At 68.8% G+C, this 23,300-nt stretch carries 14 protein-coding genes; 8 read left to right on the top strand and 6 right to left on the bottom strand.

The annotated features are described in order from the left end of the window. Positions 1 to 338: 338 nt before the first annotated feature. From recD to E8F11_RS28010, 4 genes are all read right to left on the bottom strand, one after another. The gene (gene recD, locus E8F11_RS28025; RefSeq protein ID WP_280292177.1) at positions 339 to 2,189 is read right to left on the bottom strand and encodes an exodeoxyribonuclease V subunit alpha; all 1,851 of its coding nucleotides are present in this window, start codon (positions 2,187 to 2,189) and stop codon (positions 339 to 341) included. Beyond that, positions 2,189 to 5,716, bottom strand: a complete 3,528-nt coding sequence (gene recB / locus E8F11_RS28020; RefSeq protein WP_280292176.1) for an exodeoxyribonuclease V subunit beta — start codon at positions 5,714 to 5,716, stop codon at positions 2,189 to 2,191. Before recB ends, recD begins: the two co-directional genes overlap by 1 nt. A gap of 102 nt (positions 5,717 to 5,818) precedes the next feature. Next, the gene (gene recC, locus E8F11_RS28015; RefSeq protein WP_280292175.1) at positions 5,819 to 9,064 is read right to left on the bottom strand and encodes an exodeoxyribonuclease V subunit gamma; all 3,246 of its coding nucleotides are present in this window, start codon (positions 9,062 to 9,064) and stop codon (positions 5,819 to 5,821) included. 84 nt (positions 9,065 to 9,148) lie between these two features. Then, positions 9,149 to 10,351, bottom strand: a complete 1,203-nt coding sequence (locus tag E8F11_RS28010; RefSeq protein ID WP_280292174.1) for an argininosuccinate synthase — start codon at positions 10,349 to 10,351, stop codon at positions 9,149 to 9,151. Positions 10,352 to 10,395: 44 nt separating this feature from the next. Here E8F11_RS28010 and E8F11_RS28005 point away from each other — a divergent pair, with 44 nt between their 5' ends. The 7 genes from E8F11_RS28005 to E8F11_RS27975 all read left to right on the top strand — a co-directional run bounded on the left by E8F11_RS28005 (position 10,396) and on the right by E8F11_RS27975 (position 19,539). After that, complete coding sequence (locus tag E8F11_RS28005; protein WP_280292173.1) at positions 10,396 to 11,640, top strand: hypothetical protein; 1,245 nt, start codon at positions 10,396 to 10,398, stop codon at positions 11,638 to 11,640. A gap of 72 nt (positions 11,641 to 11,712) precedes the next feature. Beyond that, on the top strand, positions 11,713 to 12,636 hold the full coding sequence (locus tag E8F11_RS28000) for a methionyl-tRNA formyltransferase (RefSeq protein WP_280292172.1): 924 nt from the start codon (positions 11,713 to 11,715) through the stop codon (positions 12,634 to 12,636). A gap of 69 nt (positions 12,637 to 12,705) precedes the next feature. Beyond that, entirely contained in the window at positions 12,706 to 14,712 is a 2,007-nt protein-coding gene (gene lodA, locus E8F11_RS27995) for a CTQ-dependent lysine 6-oxidase LodA (RefSeq protein ID WP_280292171.1), read from the top strand. After that, complete coding sequence (locus tag E8F11_RS27990; RefSeq protein ID WP_280292170.1) at positions 14,702 to 15,814, top strand: tryptophan 7-halogenase; 1,113 nt, start codon at positions 14,702 to 14,704, stop codon at positions 15,812 to 15,814. Before lodA ends, E8F11_RS27990 begins: the two co-directional genes overlap by 11 nt. Positions 15,815 to 16,091: 277 nt before the next feature. Further along, on the top strand, positions 16,092 to 17,780 hold the full coding sequence (locus E8F11_RS27985; protein WP_280292169.1) for a Na/Pi cotransporter family protein: 1,689 nt from the start codon (positions 16,092 to 16,094) through the stop codon (positions 17,778 to 17,780). Positions 17,781 to 17,899: 119 nt separating this feature from the next. Continuing rightward, positions 17,900 to 18,403, top strand: a complete 504-nt coding sequence (locus tag E8F11_RS27980; protein ID WP_280292168.1) for a GNAT family N-acetyltransferase — start codon at positions 17,900 to 17,902, stop codon at positions 18,401 to 18,403. Positions 18,404 to 18,495: 92 nt separating this feature from the next. After that, positions 18,496 to 19,539, top strand: coding sequence for a DUF5924 family protein (locus tag E8F11_RS27975; protein ID WP_280292167.1), 1,044 nt, complete (start codon positions 18,496 to 18,498; stop codon positions 19,537 to 19,539). A gap of 182 nt (positions 19,540 to 19,721) precedes the next feature. Here E8F11_RS27975 and E8F11_RS27970 read toward each other — a convergent pair whose 3' ends face one another. Together E8F11_RS27970 and gltP are read right to left on the bottom strand one after the other, a co-directional pair. Then, positions 19,722 to 20,948: a spore maturation protein gene (locus E8F11_RS27970; protein ID WP_280292166.1), complete on the bottom strand. Its 1,227-nt coding sequence runs from the start codon at positions 20,946 to 20,948 to the stop codon at positions 19,722 to 19,724. Positions 20,949 to 21,172: 224 nt separating this feature from the next. Next, positions 21,173 to 22,504: a glutamate/aspartate:proton symporter GltP gene (gene gltP, locus E8F11_RS27965; protein ID WP_280292165.1), complete on the bottom strand. Its 1,332-nt coding sequence runs from the start codon at positions 22,502 to 22,504 to the stop codon at positions 21,173 to 21,175. A gap of 306 nt (positions 22,505 to 22,810) precedes the next feature. Here gltP and wrbA point away from each other — a divergent pair, with 306 nt between their 5' ends. Further along, entirely contained in the window at positions 22,811 to 23,221 is a 411-nt protein-coding gene (gene wrbA / locus E8F11_RS27960; protein ID WP_280292164.1) for an NAD(P)H:quinone oxidoreductase, read from the top strand. The last annotated feature ends 79 nt before the right edge of the window (positions 23,222 to 23,300 follow it).

The following is a 23,300-nucleotide window of genomic DNA, read 5'->3' as shown; positions in this document are numbered from 1 at the left end:
CGCGAGAGGCGTGCGGGGCCATGGATGGCCCCTCACGCCGGGCCCCCGGAGCGACGATGGAGCAAGGGAACCCCGGCGAAGCCGGGGCCGGATGCAGGGGCGAGCGTTCTTGGTTACTTCTTTGGCGNNTGAAAGAAGTGACTCGCCGGGAGGCGAAACAGAGACTCGCAGCCCGCTCGATAAGCAGCTCGGCTCAGGACGATCTAGCTATACCTAATGCAGACATAGCCAATTCATTCGCCAAGCAGGCCGAAGGTCTGCCCCTGGCTCCAGGTCGGGGCTGCTACGCAGCCCTTGTCGAATGAACTCGCCCCTCCAGGAACCGTCCGAATCCAGGATCAGAACAGGCTCAGTTGATCCTGTGCAGGCGGCGGCGCGGGCGGTGGAAGGTTGGGCATCAGGGCCGCCACCCCCAGACGCTCCGCCAGGCCGGCGGCGCGCTCGGCCTTGGTCGAGACCGCCTCCGCCAACCTCGCCGGCAGGCCCCAGATTTCCACCTTCTGCTTGGCCCGCGTGATGCCTGTATAGAACAGCGCGCGGCTGAGCAGCGGGCTGGGTTGCTCCGGCAGCGCCAGCAGCACCTCGGTGAACTCCGAGCCCTGGCTCTTGTGCACCGTCATGGCGAAGGCGCTGTCGTGGCTGGGCAAGCGCGCCGGGGCGAAGGGGCGATAGCCCTCGTCGCCCGAGCCCCCGCTTTCAAAGTAGACCCGCAGGCCGTGGGGCGTGGCCAGGCAGAGGCCGATATCGCCATTGAACAGCCCCAGGGCGTAGTCGTTCTGCCGCACCATCACCGCCCGGCCCGGATACCAGCGTTCACGAGCGGGGATGCCCAGGCGGCGCTTGATACGCGCCTCCAGCGCTTCGTTGATGCCAGCCACGCCCCAGGGACCTTCGCGCTGGGCGGTGAGGGCGCGGAAGCCGTTGAAGGCGGCGAAGGCCGAGGCGGGATCGGCCAGGCGCACAGCGGCGAAGTAGGGCGCATAACCGGTCTCCAGCCGTTCCAGGAGGGCGGCCGGGCTGGGGCCGGCGTTCCAGGCCAGGTCCGGGTGGGCGCCACGCAGCAGCTCCAGGGTGCCGCGGGCGTCGCCGGTATTGATCCGGCGCGCCAACTCGCCGATGCCGCTGTCGCCGGCGAAACGGTGGCTGTGGGTCAGCAGCACCACGGCATCGCCCAGGCGCGAACGCGGGCTCTCCACCGGCACCTGCTGGCCGGTGATGCGGGTCAGGTCAGCCGCCGCCGTGGCGTCCAGGCCGCGTCCTTCGCAGAGTTCGGCGAACACCGCGCCGGCTTCCACCGCCGCCAGCTGGTCCTTGTCGCCCAGCAGGATCAGCCGCGCGTTGGGCGGCAGGGCGGCGAGCAGCTTGGCCATCAGCGCCAGGTCGACCATGGAGGCCTCGTCCACCACCAGCACATCCAGGGGCAGTGGATTGTCGGCGTGGTGCCGAACCTGCGGGCTGTCGCCGCGGCTGCCCAGCAGGCGGTGCAGGGTGCGTGCTTCCTCGGGCAGCGCAGCCTTGATGGTGTCGCTCACCGGCAGCTCGGCCTTGGCGTTGCGGATCGCCTCGGCCATTCGCGCGGCGGCCTTGCCGGTGGGCGCGGCGAGGCCAATGGCCAGGCGCTGGCCGCCGGGCTGTTCCAGGAGGGCCGCGAGCAGGCGCACCACGGTGGTGGTCTTGCCGGTGCCGGGGCCGCCGGAGATCACCGCCAGGTTGCGCCTGACGGCCTGGGCAGCGGCCAGGCGCTGCCAGTCCGGCTGCTGGGTGTTGCGGGCGAAGAGCCGCACCAGGGATTCGGCCAGCTGCGCCTCGTCCACCTCCGGCCGCGCGTCCGCCCGCTGCAGCAGGCTCTCCGCCAGTTGCGCCTCGTAGGCGTGGTAGCGGCTGAGGTAGAGGCGCGCGCCGTCCAGGGTCAGGGGCGCATAACCGCCCGGCGCCGCCACCAGGGACGAGGCCTGCAGGGCATCGATCCAGGCGGGCAGGGCAGGTGCCTGGACACCGGGTCCGCTTTCCGCGAACAGCAGTTGCCCGGCCACCCGCGCCAGGGGCAGGCAGACGTCCCCCGCACCCAGGGCCTGGCAGCAGAGCGCGGCGGCGGCCAGGACCGGCTCCGGCGCCTGCGGATCAAGGCGATGCAGGCTCTCGGCGAAATGCCGTTCCAGCGGCCCCAGGGGCCATTCGGCGAGGCTCATCAGCGGCCCTCCGCGAACAACAGGTCCAGCGCATCCAGCAGGCTGTCGGCGGGACGATGGAAGAACACCCCTGCGTCCGGCATGCCGCGCAGGAACAGGTAGTAAGCGCCGCCCAGCTGCTCGCTGGAGAAGCCATCCAGGCGCTGGCGCAGGAAGCGCCGCAGCGCCACCAGGTAGATCAGGTACTGCAGGTGGTAGTGCTCGGCGGCGATTGCCTGCTCCAGGCGTTCGCCACCGTAGTAGCTGGCGTCCGGGCCGAGCCAGTTGGATTTGTAGTCGGCGATGTACCAGCGCCCGGCGTGCTCGAAGGTAAGGTCGATGAAGCCCTTCATGAAGCCCTTGAGGGTGTCGAACTCCAGACGTTCGGCGGCGGCGCGCATGGGCTCCGGCAGGCCATGGACCGGGTCGGCGAGCAGCGCGCGCAGGCGGCCGACGTCCAGCTCGGCCACCGGGAAGGTGAAGCCCAGTTCCGGCAGCCGGCGATGCGCCGCGAGTGCGGAAAGGCGCAGGCCCTGGCCGTCCAGGTCGGCGTCCAGCACCAGCTGCAGGTGGGCGCTGGCGATTTCCGCCCAGCTGTCCGGCAGGCCGTGGCCCTGCAAGTGCTTCTGCACCAGCGCGGGCAGCTCGCCCTCGCCGCGAACCCAGTCCTCCAGCATCGCGTGCAGGCAGGTACCGGCGCGGGCGCCGCGGGGGAAGGCGAAGAATCCGCTGCCCGGCTCGCTGGCAGGCGGCACCGCCAGGGTGTCGCGGTCCGGCGCTTCCATGTGCAGGCCGGCGGCGAGACCGGAGAAGCTGCCCACCCGCCAGGCGCTGGACAGGCCGCGGTCCAGGGTCGACAGGCCGGCTGGGGGCAGGGCACGGGACTCGCCCTGGGCGCTGGCTTCCCCGGCTTGCGGCGCGACCACGGCGATATGGCCGCCACTGGCGCCGGCCAGGTCCTCCAGCTCGGCGCGCAAGGCCGCGCCATCGCCAGCGGCCAGGTGACGGGCGAGGGCGTCCAGTACGTCGGCGTCAGCCAGTTCGCGGCCATGCAGCAGCCAGGCGAGGGCGCAGCTGTGCAGGCCGTCTTCCGGCAGCTCGCCGTCCTTCTTCGCCTTGGGCAGGGCCACCGGGCCCCAATGCAGCCAGAGGCGGTCGCGGGCACGGGTCAGGGCCACGTAGGCCAGGCGCAGGCGCTCGGCGAAGCGCTCGCGGCGGGCCGCGGCACGGTGCTCGTCGAAGTTCTCGCCACCCAGGTCGAGCAGCGGCGTGCCGTCCTCGGCATGGCAGGTGATGTCCTCATCGCGGCGCAACAGGGCGCCGTCCCAGAGGTAGGGGCAGAACACCAGGGGGTACTCCAGGCCCTTGCTGGTGTGCACCGTGACTATCTGCACCCGCTCGGCATCGCTCTCCAGGCGCAGCAGGGCATCGTCGCCGTGGCTTTCGGCGGCGCGCTGGGCATTGAACCAGGCCAGCAGGGGCTCCAGGCCGGGGCGCTGGACGCTTTCACTCTGCAGCAGTTCGGCCAGGTGGAGGAGGTTGGTCAGGCGCCGCTCGCCGTCGGGCAGGGCGATCAGCCGTTCGGCCACGCCCTGTTCATCGAGCCAGGCACGGAAGGCGCGCATGAAACCCTGCTGCTGCCAGAGCTGGTGGTAGCGCTCGGCGTTCTCGCGCTCCTCATCCCAGGCATGTTCGTCGTCCTGGCAACGCGCCAGTTGCTGGGCGTCGCGGCCCAGCAGGCGGGTGGACAGGGCATAGCGCAGCACGCCCTCGCGGCCAGGTTCGGCATAGGCGGCGAGCACCGCCGCCAGTTCCTCGGCTTCCTCGCTGTGCCAGACGCTGTCGCGCCCCCGGCGCACGCTGGGCACGCCACGGGCGGCCAGTTCGGCGGCGACGTCGCCAGCCTGGCGATGGCTGGCCACCAGTACCGCGATGTCACCGCCCTTGAGCGGCGAACGCTGGCCATCTTCGTCGAAATAGGCCTCGCCCCTGCTACTTGCGGCCAGCAACCCGGCGATGCGCCGAGCGGTATCGCTCGCCACCGCACGACCGGCGTCGCCCTTGCCGATGGATTCGTCACCCAACCAGACCAGTTCCAGCGGCGCGCCGGCCTCGGGCAGTATCAACTGCGCGCGGGCCTTGCTGCTGGCGCCCACCGGCGGGTAGTCCAGGCCAGGCTCGGCGAAGGGCAGGGGGCGGTCGAACACCTGGTTGAGCGCGGCGATCAGCTGCGGCGTGGAGCGGTGGTTGGTGTCCAGGCTGTACTGCCGCGCAGCTTCCTCGCGAGCCTTGAGGTAGGTGGCGAGGTCGGCACCACGGAAGGCATAGATGGCTTGCTTGGGGTCGCCGACGAAGCACAGGTCGCCCTGGTGCTCGTAGACCCGATGGAAGATGGCGTACTGCACCGGGTCGGTGTCCTGGAACTCGTCGATCAGCGCCACCGGGTAGCGTTCGCGCAGGGCCTGGCCCAGGGCTTCGCCCGCAGGGCCATGCAGGGCATCGTCGAGGCGGTTGAGCAGGTCGTCGAAGGCCAGCAGGCGCTGGGCCGCCTTGCGCGCCGGCAGCTCCTCGTTGAGCGCTTCCAGCAGGCGCACTTGCAGGGCGATCAGGCGTGCCTCGCCAGCCGGCCGGGCTTCTTCCAGTGCATCGAAGAGCCGCTGCAGGGCAGCGCAGACGGGGTGATCAGGGGCGTCGAAGCCTTTCTTGGTAGCCTTGGCCAACGCCTCGGTGCCGAGCTTTTCCAGCCCGGCTGGCGGGGAGAAGACGGCCGCCGGATCGGCGAAATAAGCATCCAGCCCGGTCTGCCAGAGGGCGAACTTGGCGGCGTCGTAGCTGCGCTTGTTGAGGCCATCGAGTTGCGCCAGCTGGGCCATGCACTCGGCGCCCTGGCGCTGCCAGAAGCCCTGGGCATGGCTCCAGGCATCGCCGGCGACGGACAGGTCGCCCAGCTCCAGCTCGCTGGGTTCGATGCGCAGGTACGGCTTGCCCAGGTGCGAGCGCAGGCGCTGGCGCAACCAGGTCGGGGTGATGCGTTTCTGTGCGAGGAAGCACGCCCAGGCCGGCTCGGCCTCGGCCAGTTCGCGGCGCCAGAGATCGGCGAGCAGGGCATCGAGCACTTCGCGGTCATCGGTAGCCAGCTCGCTGTCGAAATCGCCTCCGGCCTCGAAGGCGGCGTCCTGCAGGGCGCGCTGGCAGAAGCCGTGGATGGTGAAGATGGCCGCCTCGTCGAAGCCGTGCACCGCCAGCAGCAGGCGGCGGTGGGCATCCTCGCCCGGGTACTGGGCATGCAGCCCGGCCAGCACCGGGTCTGGCGCCGGCGCGCCTTCGTACATGGCCAGCAATGCCGCCAGTCGCGCACGGATGCGCTCGCGCAGCTCGGCGGTGGCCGCGGTGGTGTAGGTCACCACCAGGATCTGCCCGACGCCCAGCTGGCGCTCCAGCAACAGTCGGGCGTAAAGGGCGGTGAGGGTCCAGGTCTTGCCGGTGCCGGCGCTGGCCTCGATCAGGCTGCGGCCGGTGAAGGGGTCGTTGAGGAGGTCGAGGCTCATGGGCGTTCCTTGTCCATCAGAACTTCAGAGGGCAGGCCTGCGGCCTGCTTCGCGAATGAATTCGCCCCCACAGGGTGTTCATCCCGGCCGAAATGCCCAGCATCAATCCTCATCTTCATCTCCCGCCAGGGCATCCAGGGCCGGGCCGAGCAGGGTTTCGGCCAGTTGCTCGAAGCGTTCGCCGAGGGGTTCGCGGTCGCGGAAGGCGAGGGCGTACCAGGGGTCCTGGCGTTCGCCGACGGGACCGAAATCGATGCCTTCCCAGGCCACGCGGGCCTTGTCGCGGGCGGCGTCGATGGGTTCCTTGCGGCCGGGTTTGCGCAGGCCATGGGCGAAGCCGTGGCTGGTCTTGGTGAGCAAGGGCAAGGGCGTGCACAGGGCTTCGCGATAGGCATGGAGCCAGGGCTCCAGCAGCTCGCGGGCATTGGCCAGGGGGCCGGCCTGCCAGTCGCCGGCCGGGGAGAGCAGGCGGCTGTCGCGGGCAATGCCGGGGGTGGCGGACAGGTTGAGCAGCAGGTGGCGCAGCCAGAAGGGCGCCAGCTCCCACTCGCCGAGGCGGTTCAGGCGCCAGCCGAACAGGCCCTCCGGGGTGACGCCGTCCAGCCAGCCGTGGATGCGCACGCCGGCCAGTTCGATATCCACCAGCAGCGGTTGCGGCACCGCTTCGGGGCGAGCCTCGAACAGACGCGGGGCGAAGGCGCGCACCGGACCGCGCAGCTGGCCCCAGAGGGCGTGGCCGACTTCGCCGACGGGCAGCCAGCCAGCGGCACGGGCGATGCGCTTCTCATCCGCCTCGGACCAGCCACGCTCCACAGCGTCCAGCGCCAGCTGGCGCAGGCCGCGCCAGGCCGGGCCTTCGAGGCTGAAGGGTTCGTCGCTGGCGAGGGCTTCCTCGGTTTCCGCCAGGCGCAGGCCGAGGCGCTGTTCGAGGAGGAAGCGCGCCGGGTGGCGGAAGCACTGGATCAGTTGCGAGGGCTCCAGGGTCAGCCAGTCGGCGTCCGGTTCCGGCAGGGGCAGGGCGAAGGGCGCGGCAGCAGCCTGGGGCGTTTCGGCCAGGCGCTGGGCCGCACGGAACCAGGGCGCGGCGAAGCCGGCCTGCTGGCCGCCGGCGAAGTTGGCCGGGGCGAACGGCTGCAGTGGATGGGCCAGTAGCACCCGCTCGCTGGCTTTGCCGTCGCCAGCCGTGGCAGTGAGGTCGATGGTTTCCAGCAGTTCGCTGACCAGCACCGACGGCGGCAGGTTTGCGTTGTCCCGCGGGTCGCGGCCGACGAAGCTGAGGTAGAGGCCATCGCGCGCCGATTGCAGGGTTTCCAGCAACAGGTAGCGGTCGTCCAGGCGCCGGGCGCGGTCGCCCCGGCGCGGCTTGCGGGTGATCAGGTCGAAGCCGGCGGCCGGGGTGCGGCGCGGGAAGGCGCCGTCGTCCAGGCCCAGCAGGCAGACCTGGCGGAAGGGCAGGCTGCGCATGGGCACCATGGTGCAGAAGGTCACGGCGCCGGTGAGGAAGCCCGAGGCGCCACTGCCCTGGTCCAGGGCCGCCACCAGGTGCTGGCGCACCAGCGCCAGTTCCAGCGGGCGCTGGATGCCGGCGGCCTCGGCCTGGTCACGCAGGGCGCCACAGGCCTGGGACAGCAGCAGCAGGGTGTCGCCGGCCTCGCGCTCGTCGAACAGCTGGTCGATCAGGCCTTGCAGGGTCTCGGCCCAGTCCGCCAGCGGGCGCGGCCGGGCCATGTCGTCGGCCAGGGCGCCAAGGCGCTGGACGAAGCCGGCGAGACGCCCGAGCAACTGGGCGCGGGCGCCTTCCAGGGCGTCCAGTGGCCAGTTCTCGCCCAGCAGGGGCGGAGCGTCGCCGGCCAATTGCGGCGGCGCGGCGAAGCCCAGCAGCAGGCGGTCGAGGCCCTGGCGCCAGCTGAAGGCGCCTTCTTCCGGCAGGCCCAGCCGCGCCCGGTGGGCCGCATCGCGGCCCCAGCGCACGCCGGCGTCGCGCAGCCAGTCGCGCAGCAGCGGCAGGTCTTCATGCTCGATGCCGGCGCGGGTGGCCAGGGCCGGCTGTTCCAGCCAGGCCAGCAGTTCTTCGGCGGCGAAGCGGCTCTGCGGCAACTCCAGCAAGGCGAGGAAGGCCTCCACCAGCGGCAGTTCGGCGCGCAGGCTGCGGTCGGCCAGGCTGAAGGGGATGCGCGGCACACCCTCGCGCGGAGCGAACACGGCTTCGATATAGGGGGCGTAGCGTTCGATGTCCGGGGTCAGCACCACCACCTGGTCGGGGCTGAGCGTGGGGTCGGCCTTGAAGCGCGCCAGCAACTGGTCGTGCAGCACCTCCACCTCGCGCAGGGGCGAATGGCAGAGGTGCACTTCCAGGGAACGGTCGTCCTCGCGCAGCGCCATGCGCTCCTCGGGGCGACGGGTGCGCAGGCGCAGGATGTCGTTCTGCACGGCGCGCAGCAGGCTGCCGTCGTGGAGGTCCTCGTCCTCGGCGTAGACGCCGATCTCCTGGCCGCCCAGGGTAAAGAGGGCGTCGAAGAAGTCGCGGCCCTGCTTGCCGAGGCTGGCCAGCAGCGGGTGGCCGACGTCCAGGTACCAGTCGTCGATACCGGGCTCCGGCAGCCTGGCCAGTTCGCGGATGTCGCGGATATCGCCCCAGGCCTCGCGGCAGGGGTTGAGGGCGAAGAGGATCACCTCGCAATGCCGCGCCAGGCCTTCCAGCACCCGCATATGGTGCGGCGGGAGGCTGCTGATGCCGAACACCAGCAGGCGCTCCGGCAGGCCGTCAATGGTCTCGCCGCCGTGCAGCTTCGCCAGCAGGTCGTCCAGGAGGCGCGCGCGGTGGGGGTGGCCATCGGCGGTGAGTTCGCGCCAGAGCAGGGCCTGCCATTCCTCGTCGGCGCCCAATCCCGGCAGCTCGCCGCGCTCCCAGGCGGCCAGCCAGTCGTCGCGGTAGAGCAGGTACTGGTCGAAGACGTCGGCGATGCGCGAGGCCAGGGTCAGCCGGCGGCGCTCGTCGCCACCCTCCAGGTACTGCGCCAGGCGCGGCGCGCGCTCGAGGTTGGCCGGCTCGCAGAGCCAGTCGTAGAGGCGCCAGCCGAGGGTGACCGGGTTGAAGGCCGATTGCGGTGGCAGCTCGCCGAGCACCAGGCGGGTGACGTCCCAGACGAAACGCGCCGGCAACTGGATATCCAGGTGCATGGCGATGCCCTGCTTGCGCGCCAGCTGCAGGGTCAGCCAGCGGCCCATGCCCTGGCTCGGCACCACCACCCGGGCGGGCGCCAGCGGGTCGCGCTGGGGTTGGGCGAGCAGTGTACAAGCCAGCTCGCCGAGGCTTTCCAGGTCGTTGGCGTGGTAGAGGTTGAGCATGGGGGCATCGCATCCTTGAGGTCGGCACAGGTTAGCAGCCGACCCCGCCAGTGGTCGCCCCCGATGCGCGCGACCGCCCCGGGGTCAGAGCTCCGAGGCCGGCCCGCGCAGCTTGGCGCGGATGCGCTGGGGCAGCGACCAGACATAGGCGAAGCCGATGCCCGCCGGATGGTCGAAGCGGTCGGCGCTGTCCTGGGCGGTCAGGCTGTAATCGAACAACGCATCAGCGGTTTCCCGGCCTTCGACCTGGATCCCGCCCTTGTACAGGCGCAGGGCGATGCTGCCGTTGACGTGGGCCTGGCTGGCCTCGACGAAGGCGTCCAACGCCTGGCGCAACGGCGACCACCACTGGCCGCGATACACCAGTTCGGCGTATTTCAGCGCCAGTTCGGCCTTGCAGTGCAGGGTGTCGCCGTCGATGGTCAGGTCCTCCAGTTCGCGGAGGGCGTAGTGCAGGATGGCGCCGGCCGGGCTTTCGTAGAGGGCGCGGTTCTTGATGCCCATCAGGCTGTTTTCCACCATGTCGACACGCCCCACGCCATGCCGGCCACCCAGTTCGGTAAGGCGCCGCACCAGCTCCACGGGGGCCAGGCGCTGGCCATCGAGGCTCACCGGAACGCCCCGCTCGAAGCCGATCACCAGACGCGCCGGTACGTCCGGCGCCTGCTGGGGGTCTAGGGTCAACTGGAAGGCATTGGCCGGCAATCGGGTGCGAAAGTCGTCGATGCTGCCGCATTCGGTACTGGTGCCCCAGAGGCTGCCATCCATGCTGAAGGGGCTGTCGACAGTGGCGCTGACCGGGATGCCGAAACGCTGGGCGTAGGCCAGCTCGTCGTCGCGGGACTTGAGCTCCCACTCTGCGCAGGGCGCCAGCACGCGCAGGGTCGGGTCATGGGCCACCACGCCGGCATAGAAACGCACCTGGTCATTGCCCTTGCCGGTGGAACCATGGGCCACCGCCTGGGCGCCCTCGGCATGGGCGATGCGCACCAGGTGCCGGGCGATCAACGGCCGGCCCAGGGGCGCGGCCATGGTGTAGCGCCGCTCGTAGAGGGCGCCGGCGCGCAGGGCGGGGAAGACGAAGTCGCGCAGGTACTCCTCGCGCAGGTCTTCGATGAACACCTTGCTGGCCCCGCTGGCCAGGGCCTTGTCGCGGATCGCCGGGAAATCCTCGGGCTGGCCGAGGTTGGCGCAGACGGCGATGACCTCCGCCTGGTAGTGCTCCTTCAGCCAGCGCAAGGCGACCGAGGTGTCGAGCCCACCGGAATAGGCCAGGACTATCTTCATGGGTGCTCCCTCCCTGGATCACTGAACGCTCATGGAAGAACCTCATGCTAGATCATCCCGCTGACATCGCCCTGACCAGGGCCGCCGAGCGCTTCGGCACCCCGCTGTTCACCTACGACCTGGCACGCATCCGCCAGCAGGCCACCGGCCTGGTCAACGCCCTGCCGCCGGGCACGGCGCTGCACTACGCCTTCAAGGCCAACCCGTCGCTGGGCATCTGCCGCCTGTTGCAGGAAGCCGGGCTGGGCGCCGACATCAGCTCCGAAGGCGAACTGGTGACCGCCCTGGCCGCGGGCTTTCCGGCCGAGCGCCTGCTGTTCACCGGCCCGGCCAAGTACCCGGCCCTGCTGGCACGGCTTGGCGCCGCGCGCCCGGCCCTGGTGGTGCTGGAGTCCCTGACCGAGGCCCACCGGCTGGATGCCCTGGCACGCCGCCTGGGCTATCGCCAGGACGTGTTGCTGCGCCTGCATCCACCGGCCGCGTTGCTGGAGGAGGCCGCTAGCGACGGCATCCAGATAGCCGAGGCGAGCAGCAAGTTCGGCGTCGACGCCGACCGCCTGGGCGAGGTGCTGCCGGCACTGGACGCATTGCCCGGCCTGCGCCTGCGCGGCTTGCATTGCTATGTGGCGAGTAATTTGCTGGATGCGGACCGCCTGCTGCGTCCGGCCCAGTGGCTGCTGGGCTTATTGGAAACGTTGCGCCGCGAAGGCCGGCCCAGCCTGGACTGCCTGGATATCGGCGGCGGCCTGGGCGTGCCCTATGCCGATGTAGAGGCGGCCTTCGACCTCGCCCGCTTCGCACGGGGCCTGCGCGACTTGCAGGCCAGCGCTTCAAGACCCGTGCGCCTTCTGCTGGAGGTAGGCCGCTACCTGGTGGCCGAGAGTGGCTGCTACCTCACCCGGGTGCTGGATGTGCGCGAATCCCGCGGGCGCACCTGGGTGATAGTCGACGGCGGCATCCACAACCTGTTGCGGGGCTACAACGGCAAGGCCAACCGCCTGCTGCGCCTGGTCGGTGGCGAGGGCCGGCCACTGTGTCGGGCCAGCGTCGCCGGTTGCCTGCCGACGCCCCAGGATGTGCTGGTGGAAGACCTGCCGCTGCCGCTTCCCGCGCCGGGCGACCTGCTGGCCCTGCCCAATTGCGGCGCCTATGCCCTGCACCACAGCCTGCTGCATTTCGGCCTGCACCCAACGCCCGCCGAGGTGGCGCTGGAGGCAGGCGATGCGTGGCTGCTGCGCCGTCGCGGGGATGCCGAGGGGGTGCTGGACGGCCAGGAATCTTGCCGATGAACGTCATTTGACTTCTGACTTCGCGGGTCTAGTGTCCAATCCACCAGGGAAGAACCATGGACGGGCGAATGGATGCGCATCGTTTTCTTCGGTTTTCAGCGCTGGGGGACCGAGACGCTCGGGGCCCTGCTCGCCAACGGCCATGACGTGCCGCTGGTGGTGACCCACCCGCCCAGCCGCAACCCCGCCGACAATCTCTGGGCCGCCTCGGTGGCCGACCTGGCCGCTGCCGCCGGTATCCCCCTGGTCGAATGCCGCCATGCCAACTCGCCGGCCCTGGCCGAGCAACTGGCGGCGTTGGAGCCCGAGTTGCTGGTGCTCTCCAACTGGCGCACCTGGCTTTCGCCCAAGGTCTGCGCCCTCGCCCGCCACGGCGGCATCAACCTGCACGATGCACTGCTGCCGCGCTACGGCGGCTTCGCCCCGATCAACTGGGCCGTGGCCAACGGCGAAACCCAGACCGGTGTGACCGTGCACCGGGTGGACGACGAACTGGACCTGGGCGATATCCTGCTCCAGGAAGTCGTCCCCATCCTCCCGCAGGACACCGCCACCGATGTCTTCCAGCGCACCCTGCCGCTGTTCTCCAGCCTGGCCCTGGCTGCGGTGGACGCCCTGGCGCGCGGCAGCGCGCAGTTCACCCCCCAGGACCGCAGCCAGGCGACCTTCTTCCACAAGCGCGGCGAGCGCGAGATGCGCATCGACTGGTCGCTTCCTGCCCGCGATATCCACAACCTGATCCGCGCCCAGTCACCGCCCTATCCCGGCGCTTTCAGCCATTTTCATGGCCAGCGCATCGAGCTGCTCGAGGCGGCGCCGGCACCGCGCGACTACCGCGGCACGCCCGGCCGCCTGCTGGGCACACCCGACGGCGTGGTGGCCCTGTGCGGGCCGCCCGGCCCCCAGGGCCTGCTGATCGAGACGGTGGCGCCCGAGCAAAGCGAGCCCATGCCCGCCAGCCAGTTCTTCGCCGGTTGCTCCGGCTATTTCGACTAGTGCGTTGAGGCCCGCGGCGGGCCTGCCCGTCGTGGAAATGGAAGACCGCGATACAGAGGAGGAAAGGAGATGGACCAATATGTCATAGGCCCGAGCATCGGCATCGCCAGGGTCGGCAACAGCCCTGACGCCTTCTACCTGGCACCGGAGACCACAGGCGGACGCCCGCTGGCCTGCGACGCCCAGGGCCAGCAGCTGTTCGACCGCGGACAGCCCATCCATGTCGAGCAGTACAAGGACCCGGAAGGCCGCATCAAGCGCCAGGCCGCGCGTTTCGGCGTGTACGCCTTGGCGGCCGACGGCTCCACCCGCGAAGTCACCCTGGACGACCCGCAGGTGGCCAACGTGCAATGGACGGTGCACCTCGCGAACAAGAAGGCCGCCTGGTACAACTTCCAGGAATTGCAGGGCAACCTGCTGCTGGGCCCGGACAACAGCTACGAGAAGGTCGGCGTGCCGCTGCGCAACGCCAACGTGACCAACGAGCAGCAGCGCCAGCAATTGATCATCGACCCGGGCCCGCGCACCCTCGACGGCCGCGGCGGCGTGGCCGACTTTTCCCGCGACAGCATCCCGCCGGACTACCGCTACGGCTCTTTCCCGCCACCACCCTCCCAGGGCCTGCCGGTAAACACCCTGGGCGAGATGCGCACTGACCAGCAGGGCCGCCTGCTGGTGCTCGGCGGCTACGGCCATGCCGGCGGCAACCAGCCGATCACCAGCTTCGCCGGCGCCGACGGCTGGCATGACGATATCGCCGATGGCCCGGTGACCTGCTCCCTGACCTTCAAAAATGGCCAGGTGCTCACCCTCAATGCCTGGTGCATCGTCGGCTCGCCGAAGTTCGCGCCGGAACTGGAGAACATCGTCACCCTCGACGACCTGGTCTTCGACGTCGCGGTGCGCGACCTCGGCCTGCTGCCGGCGCTGTTTTCCAACAACCGCTACAACCCCGACTACGTCGCCAACTACAGCCGCGATATCGAGCCCATCCTCAAGCGCCCCGCGGGCTATCGCTGGGTAGCCTCGGTGCCGGCGCTGAACAGCTTCTCGCCCCCCCCCTTCGATGCCACCGACGCCAGCGAACGCACCGCCGAGTACCGCCAGGCCTACTTCCGGCTATTCCGCAACCCGGGGGATAACGGCTTTACCGACGGCCAGCAGGGCCAGCTCTTCGACGGTGATTCGGGCATTCCGATGATGCCGCTGAACTCGGGCTCCAACTCCGTGAGCAACGCAGTGCTGGCGAAGTTCCTCACCCTCACCCGCACCCAGTACTTCCTGCTCGGTCAGTGGGCTGCCGGCAAGTTCAGCCTGGACGCGCCGGCAGCGCTGCCAGGCGTCACCGCGCTGGACCGCGCCAGCGTCGGCAACTGCGTGGGCGGCCCGCTCTGCCCCGGGATCGAGGTGACCTGGAGCCTCTACAGCCCGGAACTCTACGAAGCGCCCTTCCGCATCCGCCACCGGCATGACGAGTCCTACTACTACCAGTACGGCCTGGACCCACGGGAGAACGAAACCGTACCGGGCCTGGCGTTCCAGGGCTGCGAGCCGGGCGATCTGACCAAGCGCATGGCCATCCCCTGGCAGGCGGACTTCTTCCAGTGCACGGTGCAGTACGTCAACTTCACCGACCCGGAAGTGAACAAGCAGGACGGCGTGCCCAAGGCACCCACCTACTATGCCTACTGGTGGCCGCCGCAGAGCCCGTGGAACGTGCTGCCCGGCGACGCCAGCGAAGTCTCGCAGTACCAGTCGGGCATCCCCTCCGCGCTGCAGTCGATCTACAGCCGTGGCATCAACAGCTTCTCGGAGATGATCCAGGCCTGGCACTACCTGGGCTTCATCACCAACGAGGCCACCGGGCCGTACCGCAGCCTGTTCCCCTACTTCGTGGAGACCGAACGCAACAACGACCGCTTCGTCGCCGCCAGCGTCGCGGTGGCGGGCGCCGGCAACGCGGTGACCGGGGCCGACGCCAACTTCTTCAACACCTGGTACCTGGCGCCCGACCCGCAACGGCCGAAGGTGGACACCCGCCTGGCCATTCCCAAACGGGGGCACCTTGCACGCTGAGGGGCCGGGGACCCTCGACGTAGTGATCGCCGGGGGAGGGCCGGCCGCCTGTGCGGCCGCCCTCACCCTGCGGCGCTACACCGGTCTCTCGGTGATGCTGGTGGAACGTTCGGGCTACGACGGCGACAAGGTGGGCGAAACCCTCTCACCCGGCGTGCTGCCCCTGCTGGACTATCTCGGCGTTGGCGAGGCCTTCCGCGCGGCCGATTTCAGCCCGTCCTACGCCTTCACCGCGGCCTGGGGCGACGACCAGTTGCGCGCGCGGGATTTTCTCTTCACCGGCCGAGGCTACGGCTGGCACCTGGACCGGCGCCGCTTCGACGCGGGCCTGGCCAGCGCCGCCCACGCCTTCGGTGCGCAGCTGTTGCTGAAGTCGCGGCTGCAGGAGGTGATACGCGATGAGGACGGCTGGAGCCTCACCGTCAGCCTGGAGGACGCCGAGGTTCCGCTGCGCTGCGGCTACCTGATCGACGCCACCGGGCGCAGTGCCTGGCTGGCCCGTGCGCTGGGGGCGAAGAAACAGCGCCACGACCGCCTGGTGGGGATGGCCACCTACCACGACGCCGCCAGCGCGACGGTGCAAGCCTGCTCCCTGGTGGAGTCGGTGCCCACGGGCTGGTGGTACAGCGCGCCGGTGCCGGACGGCCGCGTGGTGTCGGTGCTGATGACCGATTCCGACCTGCTGCAGGAATGCCACGCCAGCCGTACCGCCTTCTGGCAAGCCGCTCTGGACCAGGCACCCCACACGCGCGCGCGTATCGGCCAGCTCGAAGCACTGGAGCCACTGCGCGTCTGGCCGGCCCATTCGCAATCGCTGGAGCCCGCCTGCGGAGAGGGCTGGGCAGCGGCGGGCGATGCCGCGGCGGCGTTCGACCCGCTGTCGTCCATGGGCATCGGCTACGCCCTCAGCACCGGCATCGAAGCCGCCCGCCTGGCGGCCGCGCATTTCGCCGACCGGGCCGACGAGCAGGCCCTGCGCCGGACCTATGGCGACGATATCCGTCGCCATGTCGATGAGTACCTCACGCTCAAGCGCGGCTACTACGGCGCGGAGGGGCGCTTTGCCCAGGAGCCGTTCTGGGCGAGGCGGCAGGAGGGCTGAGCACCATTGCGGACCCCGTAGCCCGGATGCAATTCGGGCTACGGGTCCCTCGCGGAAATCACCTCAACTTTTTTTTCCAAGTCCTTGATCGATAACGAGCAGAATCCTGCGCGGCGGGCTTTACTTGTCAGCAGGTGCCAGAAAGTCAGGCGCATCCTGGAAATCACGCAAGACCATGAAGGTCTAAAGATGACAATTTCGTTACCACTCGCCTGACTGCGCCGCTGTTTCCCCGCGCATGGACACAGCGGCCTTCGAGATCGCCAGGAGGGCCACCATGCTGACGCTGCTCAATCTGCTCTCGGCCGTCGCCTTGCTCATCTGGGGCACGCACATCGTGCGAACGGGGATCCTCCGTGTGTACGGCGCCAACCTGCGCCGCCTGCTCAGCCGCAGCGTCCGTCGCCGGCCGCTGGCCTTCGCCGCCGGCATCGGGGTGACCGCCCTGGTGCAGAGCAGCAACGCCACTGCGCTGCTGGTCAGCTCCTTCGTCGCCCAGGGCCTGATGCTGCTGGCCCCGGCACTCGCCATCATGCTCGGCGCGGACGTCGGCACGGCGCTGATGGCACGGGTGCTGACCCTGGACCTGTCCTGGCTGTCGCCGCTGCTGATCTTCTTCGGCGTGATATTTTTTCTCTCCCGCAAGCAGACCCGCCTCGGCCAGCTCGGCCGCGTGGGCATCGGCCTCGGGCTGATCATCCTCGCCCTGCAGCTGATCATCGCCGCCGCCGAGCCCATCACCACCGCCAAGGGGGTGAAGGTGCTGTTCTCTTCGCTCACTGGCGACGTGTTGCTGGATGCCCTGACCGGCGCCCTGTTCGCAATGGTTTCCTACTCCAGCCTGGCCGCCGTGCTGCTCACCGCGACCCTCGCCGCGTCCAAGGTGATCTCACTCAAGGTGGCGCTCTGCCTGGTGATCGGCGCCAACCTCGGCAGCGGCGTCCTCGCCCTGCTCAGCAGCAGCCTGCAGAACGCCGCCGGGCGCCGGGTGGCCCTGGGCAGCCTGCTGTTCAAACTCGCCGGCTGCGCCCTGGTGCTCCCGCTGGTTGGGCCGCTGGCCAACTGGATCGATGGTTGGCCGATCTCCAACGCCGAGCTGGTGATCGCCTTCCACGTCCTCTACAACGGTGTGCGCTGCGCCCTTTGCCTGCCGCTGACAGTGCCCATGGCGCGCTTCTGCAACTGGCTGCTGCCGGACCGCCCGCAGCCCGACGATGTGGTCAAGCCGCGCCACCTCGACCCCGCCGCCCTGGAGACGCCGAGCCTGGCCCTGGCCAACGCGGTGCGCGAGACCCTGCGCATGGGCGACATCGCTGAGCAGATGCTGAACAACCTGCTGCACCTGTTGCGTGGCGGCGACCCGATGCTGGGCAAGGACATCCACCGCCTCGACGACGATATCGACGCCCTCTACACCGCCATCAAGCTCTACCTGGCGCGCATGCCGCGCGAGGACCTGGGGGAGCGCGACAGTCGGCGCTGGGCCGAGATCATCGAATTGACCATCAACCTGGAGCAGGCCGGCGACATCATCGAGCGCATGCTCGACGACGTGCAGAGCAAGAAGAACGCCCAGGGCCGCGCCTTCTCCGATGAAGGGCTGGCGGAGATCGTCAGCCTCCACGACCAGCTGGTGGAAAACCTGCGCCTCGCCCTCTCGGTGTTCCTCAACGGCGACCAGGAAAACGCCAAACGCCTGCGCCGGGCCAAGCAGCGCTTCCGCATCCTCGAACGGCGTTACGCCCATGCCCACGTTTCGCGGCTGCACCAACAGGTGGTGCAAAGCATCGAAACCAGCGCCCTGCACCTGGGCCTGATCAGCGATATGAAGCGCCTCAACTCGCTGTTCTGCGCCATCGCCTATGCCGTGCTGGACAACCCCGACGCGCCGGAAGCGGTGGACGAGGACCTCGCCCAGCCGGAGCCCCAGCGTTACTTCGAGCCGGAGGTCCAATCGCACCGCTGAGGGCGCCTTGACCACTACAAGGATGAGTACCGGGCTTTAGCCCGAGTCCAATGCGGCGCGGTTGCCAGGCCGAGCGCCCTGGGCCAGAGTGCCTGCAGTCACCCAGGAGCAGGATGCCCATGTCGATCAGGAAGCTGCGCATCAGCGATATCGAAGCCTTGCACCGGCTCTTCGCCGAGGTCGCTGCCGAGGGCGAGTTCCTCCTGCGCGCCGAGGCGCCGCCCATCGAGCAGATGCGCGCCCAACTGTTGCGGGCGCTGCCCCTGGGCCTGCCGCAGTTCGTCGCCGACATCCAGGATGAGCTGGTGGGCTCCATCGAAATCTATCCCGCCAGCTTCTGCCGGGTGGAAGACGGTTCCGGGGAGGACTTCGGGCTGCTCGGCATGCAGGTGTTGAAGGCCCATCGCGGCAAGGGTCTGGGCGGGCAGCTGATGGAAGCGGCGCTCGATCGCTGCCGGCAGTTGGGCATGTGCCGGGTGGACCTGACGGTGCTGAAATCCAACGGCCCGGCCATCCACCTGTACGAGCGTTTCGCCTTCCGCTGGGTGGCGGACCTGCCGCCCTGCAGCTTGCCCAACGGCCGACCCGACCAGCCGCAGCGGATGCGCCTGCGGCTGCGCTGAGCCGCACGCCGTCAGCCCGGCGGAATCGCGCCTTCTCAGGGTCGCCGGGCGGCAGTATCCTGCGCGCTTTGCCCCGAGCCCAGTCGCGCCCGATGTTGCTGTCCACCTTCAAGCCCCAGGTACTCAAGCTGATCGAGCTGCTGCAGCGGCATCCGCGGCTGATCGCCCTCTATGGCTTCTGCTCGGGCATGGCGAGCTTCTTCCTGGTGGAGCGTGGCGCGCGGGTGGCCAAGGTGATCGCCATCCTGCTGCTGGTGAGCTGGGTCTGGCTGATGCTGGAGAACCTGTTCCGACGCAGCGTCGAACGGCTCTTCGGCATCGAGCTGCCGCCACCGCTGATGCGTTTCCTGACCCAGCTGATCCATCAGGAAAGCCTGTTCTTCGTGCTACCGTTCTTCGCCATCACCACCAGCTGGAACAGTGGCCAGGCCCTGTTCACCGGCCTGCTGGGGGTCGCGGCGCTCTGCTCGATCACCGATCCGATCTACAACCGCCACCTGGCGCCGCGCCGCTGGCTGTTTCTCGCCTACCACACCCTGACGCTGTTCGCCGTGCTGTTGGCGGCGCTGCCGCTGATCCTCCAGCTGACCACCGCGCAGAGTTACCGCTGGGCCCTGGGCACCGCCGTGGCGCTGTCCTTCGTCAGCCTGTTCGGCACCTTCCGCGTGCAGCACTGGTGGCGCGGGGCGGGCCTGGTGGGGCTGACTCTGGCGCTGGGCGGACTGGGCTGGGTGACGCGGGTCTGGGTGCCGCCGGCGACCCTCTGGCTCACCGAGGTGGCCGTGACACCCGACCTGGACAATCACAAGCGCACGCCGGGTGATGGGGTGAAAGAGGTCAGCGCGGCGGAGCTGCGCGGCAAGGGGCTCTACGCCTATACCGCGATCAACGCGCCGCGCGGGCTGAACGAGCGCATCTACCACGTGTGGCGCTTCAACGGCCGCGAAGTGGACCGCATCGCCCTGGATATCCACGGCGGCCGCGAGGCCGGCTACCGCGCCTGGACCCACAAGCAGAACTTCCCCGGCAACCCGGCGGGCCGCTGGCAGGTGCAGGTACTCACCGAGGCCGGGCAGATGATCGGCACCCTACGCTTCCGGGTGACGCCCTCGGAGCTGCCGCCCAAGCCGCACTGATCTCGACTGGTGTCGTAGGTTGTGGCTGAGCCATGCGAAGCCCAACAGACAAAAGCCCCTCTCCCCAACCCCGCCCTGCGCCCCGGCCTGATCGCTTCGCGCTCAGTCGTTCATCGGCACTGGAAGCGCTGCTTCCGAAAATGTGCCTCTTCACCCCGCAAGCGGGAGAGGGGGCTGTTAGTTCAGCCGAAGAACCAGTAGCAGACGCCAATGGAGGCCAGCACCCCGGCCAGGTCCGCGAGCAGGGCACAGCCCACGGCGTGGCGCGCACGCTGGATACCCACCGAGCCGAAGTAGACCGCCAGTACGTAGAAGGTGGTTTCGGTGCTGCCCTGCATGGTGGCCGCCACCAGCGCAGGGAAGCTGTCGACGCCCTGGCTCTGGATGGTCTCGAGCAGCATGGCGCGGGCCGCACTGCCGGAGAACGGCTTGACCAGGCCGGTGGGCAGCGCCTCGACGAAGCGGCTGTCCAGCCCCAGGCCCTCGACCGACCAGCGAATCCCGTCCAGCAGCAGATCCAGGGCGCCAGAAGCCCGCAACGCACCGACGGCGCAGAGCATGGCCACCAGGTAGGGCAGCAGGTTCTTCGCGACCTCGAACCCTTCCTTGGCACCCTCGATGAAGCTCTCGTAGACCGGCACCTTCTTTAGCGCCCCCATCACCAGGAAGCTGAGAATCAGGGCGAACAGGGTGAGGTTGCCGAGCAGCGAGGACAGTGCCGTCAATGCGGTTGCCGAGAGGCCGGCGAGCACCGCCATGAAGCCCCCGAGCAACAGCGCACCGCCGCCGAACCAGGCGAGCAGCACCGGGTCCGTCAGCTTGATCCGCTGCATGAAGGCCACCGAGAGCAGCGCGGTCATGGTGGAAATGGCGTTGGCCAGGAGGATCGGCAGGAACACCAGGGCCGGGTCGCTGGCGCCGGCCTGGGCGCGGTACATGAAGATGGACACCGGCAACAGCACGAAGGAGGAAGCGTTCATGACCATGAACAGCACCTGGGCGTTGCTCGCCGAGGTGCTGCTGGAGTTCAGTTCCTGCAGGGCCTTCATCGCCTTGAGGCCGATGGGCGTGGCGGCGTTGTCCAGGCCCAGGCCGTTGGCGGTGAAGCTCAGAGTGACCAGGCCGAGGGCAGGGTGACCGCGCGGCACCTCCGGCATCAGGCGGGCGAACAGCGGGCCGAGCAGACGCGCGAGGATATCCACCAGCCCGGCCTTCTCGGCAATGCGCAGGAAGCCGAGCCAGAGGGTGAGGGTGCCGAACAGCAGGATCATCACGTCGACCGAGAGCTTGGCCATGGCGAACAGGCTTTCCACCATCGCCGCCCAGACGCCCGGGTCCCCACCTATCCAACGCCCCACCGCGGCTACCGCCGCCACCAGGAAAAAGCTCAGCCACAGGCCATTGAGCATGTGCAGTCCCCCAAAAATCAGTGACGCGGATTCTAGCGGGGCGGCAGCCGTGGCGGCGAATGCAATCTCGGGTGCGCACGGCGCACCCTACCGGGCAAGCCCTTCGCGTAGGGTGCGCCGTGCGCACCTTGGGGAGCCAAGCCTGGCTCCGGAGCAGCTGCCAGCGAAACAGCCAGAAAAAAGCCCCGACCAGGACGGGGCTTCTCTTCAATCACCTCAAGGGATCAGTCAATCACCGCGCGGCCCTTGGGCTGCGTCGCGGCGCTGCGCAAGCTGGGCAGGGACGCCAGGTAGCGCTCGCCCTTCTCGGCGTCGTACATGCCTTCCCACTTGGCGATCACCAGGACTGCCAGGGCGTTGCCGATCACATTCAGGGCGGTGCGGGCCATGTCCATGATGCGGTCGACGCCGGCGATGAAGGCCAGGCCTTCCAGGGGGATGCCGACGCTGCCGAGAGTGGCCAGCAGCACCACGAAGGAAACGCCCGGCACGCCGGCGATGCCCTTGGAGGTGACCATCAGGGTCAGCACCAGCAGCAGTTGCTGGCCGATGGACAAGTCGATGCCATACAGCTGGGCGATGAAGATGGCGGCGATGCTCTGGTAGAGGGTCGAGCCGTCGAGGTTGAACGAGTAGCCGGTGGGCACCACGAAGCTGCTGATGGCGCGCGGTGCACCGTAGGCTTCCATCTTCTCGATGATGCGCGGCAGCACGGTCTCGGAGCTGGCGGTGGAGTAGGCGAGGATCAGCTCGTCCTTGAAGATGCGCATCAGCTTGACGATGGAGAAGCCGAACAGGCGCGCCACCAGGCCCAGCACCATGAAGGCGAAGAAGGCGATGGCGAAGTAGACCAGCAGCACCAGCTTGGCCAGCGGCAGCAGGGAGGCGAAGCCGAAGTTGGCGACTGTCACCGCGATCAGCGCGAATACGCCGACGGGGGCGTAGGCCATGATCATGTGAGTGACCTTGAACATGGTCTCCGAGACGCCCTGGAACATCTTCACCAGGGGGTCACGGGTCTCGCCCGGCAGACTCGACAGACCGAGGCCGAAGAGCACCGAGAAGAAGATGATCGGCAGCATTTCGCCACGGGCCACCGCAGCGAAGATGTTGGAGGGAATCAGGTTGAGCAGGGTCGAGATCAGCGCATGGTCGTGCTGCACTTCCTGGGCGGTCTGCTGGTACTTGGAAATGTCCGCGGTACCCAGGGTGCTCATGTCGATGCCGGTGCCGGGCTGGAAGAAGTTGGCCAGCAGCAGGCCGACCACTATCGCCACGGTGGTCACCACCTCGAAGTAGATGATGGTCTTCAGGCCGATGCGGCCGAGCTTCTTGGCGTCGCCCACGCCGGCGATACCGACGATGAGCGAGGCGATGACGATCGGGATGACGATCATCTTGATCAGGCGGATGAAGATGTCACCGGCCGGTTGCAGGACGTTGGCGATCCACCAGGCCTTCTCGGCACTGAAGTGGTTGAGCAGGGCGCCAATGGCGATACCCAGCACCAGCCCGATAAGAATCTGCCACGCGAGGCTCAGTCTGGCCTTGGTCATAGTCGTCACCCTCTGATTTCTTATGGAAGTCGGGAGTACGGCAACGTCCGGGATGGCCGGGCGAACCGCAAAAGGGGCGCCATGATTCATAGGGAGCTAATGGTCGTCTAATGCCGTAACCGTCTACCCCATGCCGAATCGGCATAATAGAAACCAGATAGGACGATGGTTCCAGAGGTTGCCGGATAGCAGTTCCGGCATGCCGAACGTCCCGGAAGGCATGGCGACAAAGTGCGTGGGCGCCATCTAGGCTGACTGGGTCCGGCGGTGTCCGGTCGCCTGCTCATGGAAATCTGGAGAGCGGAAATGAAGAAGGTGCTGGTGCTCTATTACTCGATGTACGGTCATATCGAACGCATGGCGGAATCGGTCGCCGAGGGTGCGCGCAATTTCCTCGACCAGACCGGCGGACTCTGGGTGAAAGGGGCACTGATCGGCAAGGTCGCCAGCGTCTTCACGTCCACCGGCACCGGTGGGGGTTCCGAGACCACCATCACCTCCTTCTGGCACACCCTGGCGCACCACGGAATGCTGATCGCCGGGCTTCCCTATTCGGCGCCCGAGCTCAACGACATCAGTGAACTACGCGGCGGCTCGCCCTATGGCGCGGCCACGGTGGCCGGGGCCGACGGTTCGCGCAAGCCGAGCGAGAAGGAGCTGGCCCTGGCGAAGTTCCAGGGCGAGCACGTGGCGAAATTGGTGAGCAGGATGCAGTGAGTGAAATTTGTGGGGCCGATTTCAATCGCTGAGCAGTCCGAAGGACTGCCAGACGAGATCCGTCGGGGCAGCTGCGCTG

Source organism: Pseudomonas sp. BN417, from assembly GCF_029871205.1.
Taxonomy (GTDB): Bacteria; Pseudomonadota; Gammaproteobacteria; order Pseudomonadales; family Pseudomonadaceae; genus Metapseudomonas.
The sequence above is the reverse complement of the archived record's forward strand: the minus strand, read 5'-3'. Positions and strand labels throughout refer to the sequence as shown.

Bases quoted from the DNA above. Each gene is read 5' to 3' on its own strand.
- recD (WP_280292177.1), bottom strand. From the start codon at position 2,189: ATGAGCCTCGCCGAATGGCCCCTGGGGCCGCTGGAACGGCATTTCGCC.
- recB (WP_280292176.1), bottom strand. From the start codon at position 5,716: ATGAGCCTCGACCTCCTCAACGACCCCTTCACCGGCCGCAGCCTGATC.
- recC (WP_280292175.1), bottom strand. From the start codon at position 9,064: ATGCTCAACCTCTACCACGCCAACGACCTGGAAAGCCTCGGCGAGCTG.
- E8F11_RS28010 (WP_280292174.1), bottom strand. From the start codon at position 10,351: ATGAAGATAGTCCTGGCCTATTCCGGTGGGCTCGACACCTCGGTCGCC.
- E8F11_RS28005 (WP_280292173.1), top strand. From the start codon at position 10,396: ATGCTAGATCATCCCGCTGACATCGCCCTGACCAGGGCCGCCGAGCGC.
- E8F11_RS28000 (WP_280292172.1), top strand. From the start codon at position 11,713: ATGCGCATCGTTTTCTTCGGTTTTCAGCGCTGGGGGACCGAGACGCTC.
- lodA (WP_280292171.1), top strand. From the start codon at position 12,706: ATGGACCAATATGTCATAGGCCCGAGCATCGGCATCGCCAGGGTCGGC.
- E8F11_RS27985 (WP_280292169.1), top strand. From the start codon at position 16,092: ATGCTGACGCTGCTCAATCTGCTCTCGGCCGTCGCCTTGCTCATCTGG.
- E8F11_RS27980 (WP_280292168.1), top strand. From the start codon at position 17,900: ATGTCGATCAGGAAGCTGCGCATCAGCGATATCGAAGCCTTGCACCGG.
- E8F11_RS27975 (WP_280292167.1), top strand. From the start codon at position 18,496: ATGTTGCTGTCCACCTTCAAGCCCCAGGTACTCAAGCTGATCGAGCTG.
- E8F11_RS27970 (WP_280292166.1), bottom strand. From the start codon at position 20,948: ATGCTCAATGGCCTGTGGCTGAGCTTTTTCCTGGTGGCGGCGGTAGCC.
- gltP (WP_280292165.1), bottom strand. From the start codon at position 22,504: ATGACCAAGGCCAGACTGAGCCTCGCGTGGCAGATTCTTATCGGGCTG.
- wrbA (WP_280292164.1), top strand. From the start codon at position 22,811: ATGAAGAAGGTGCTGGTGCTCTATTACTCGATGTACGGTCATATCGAA.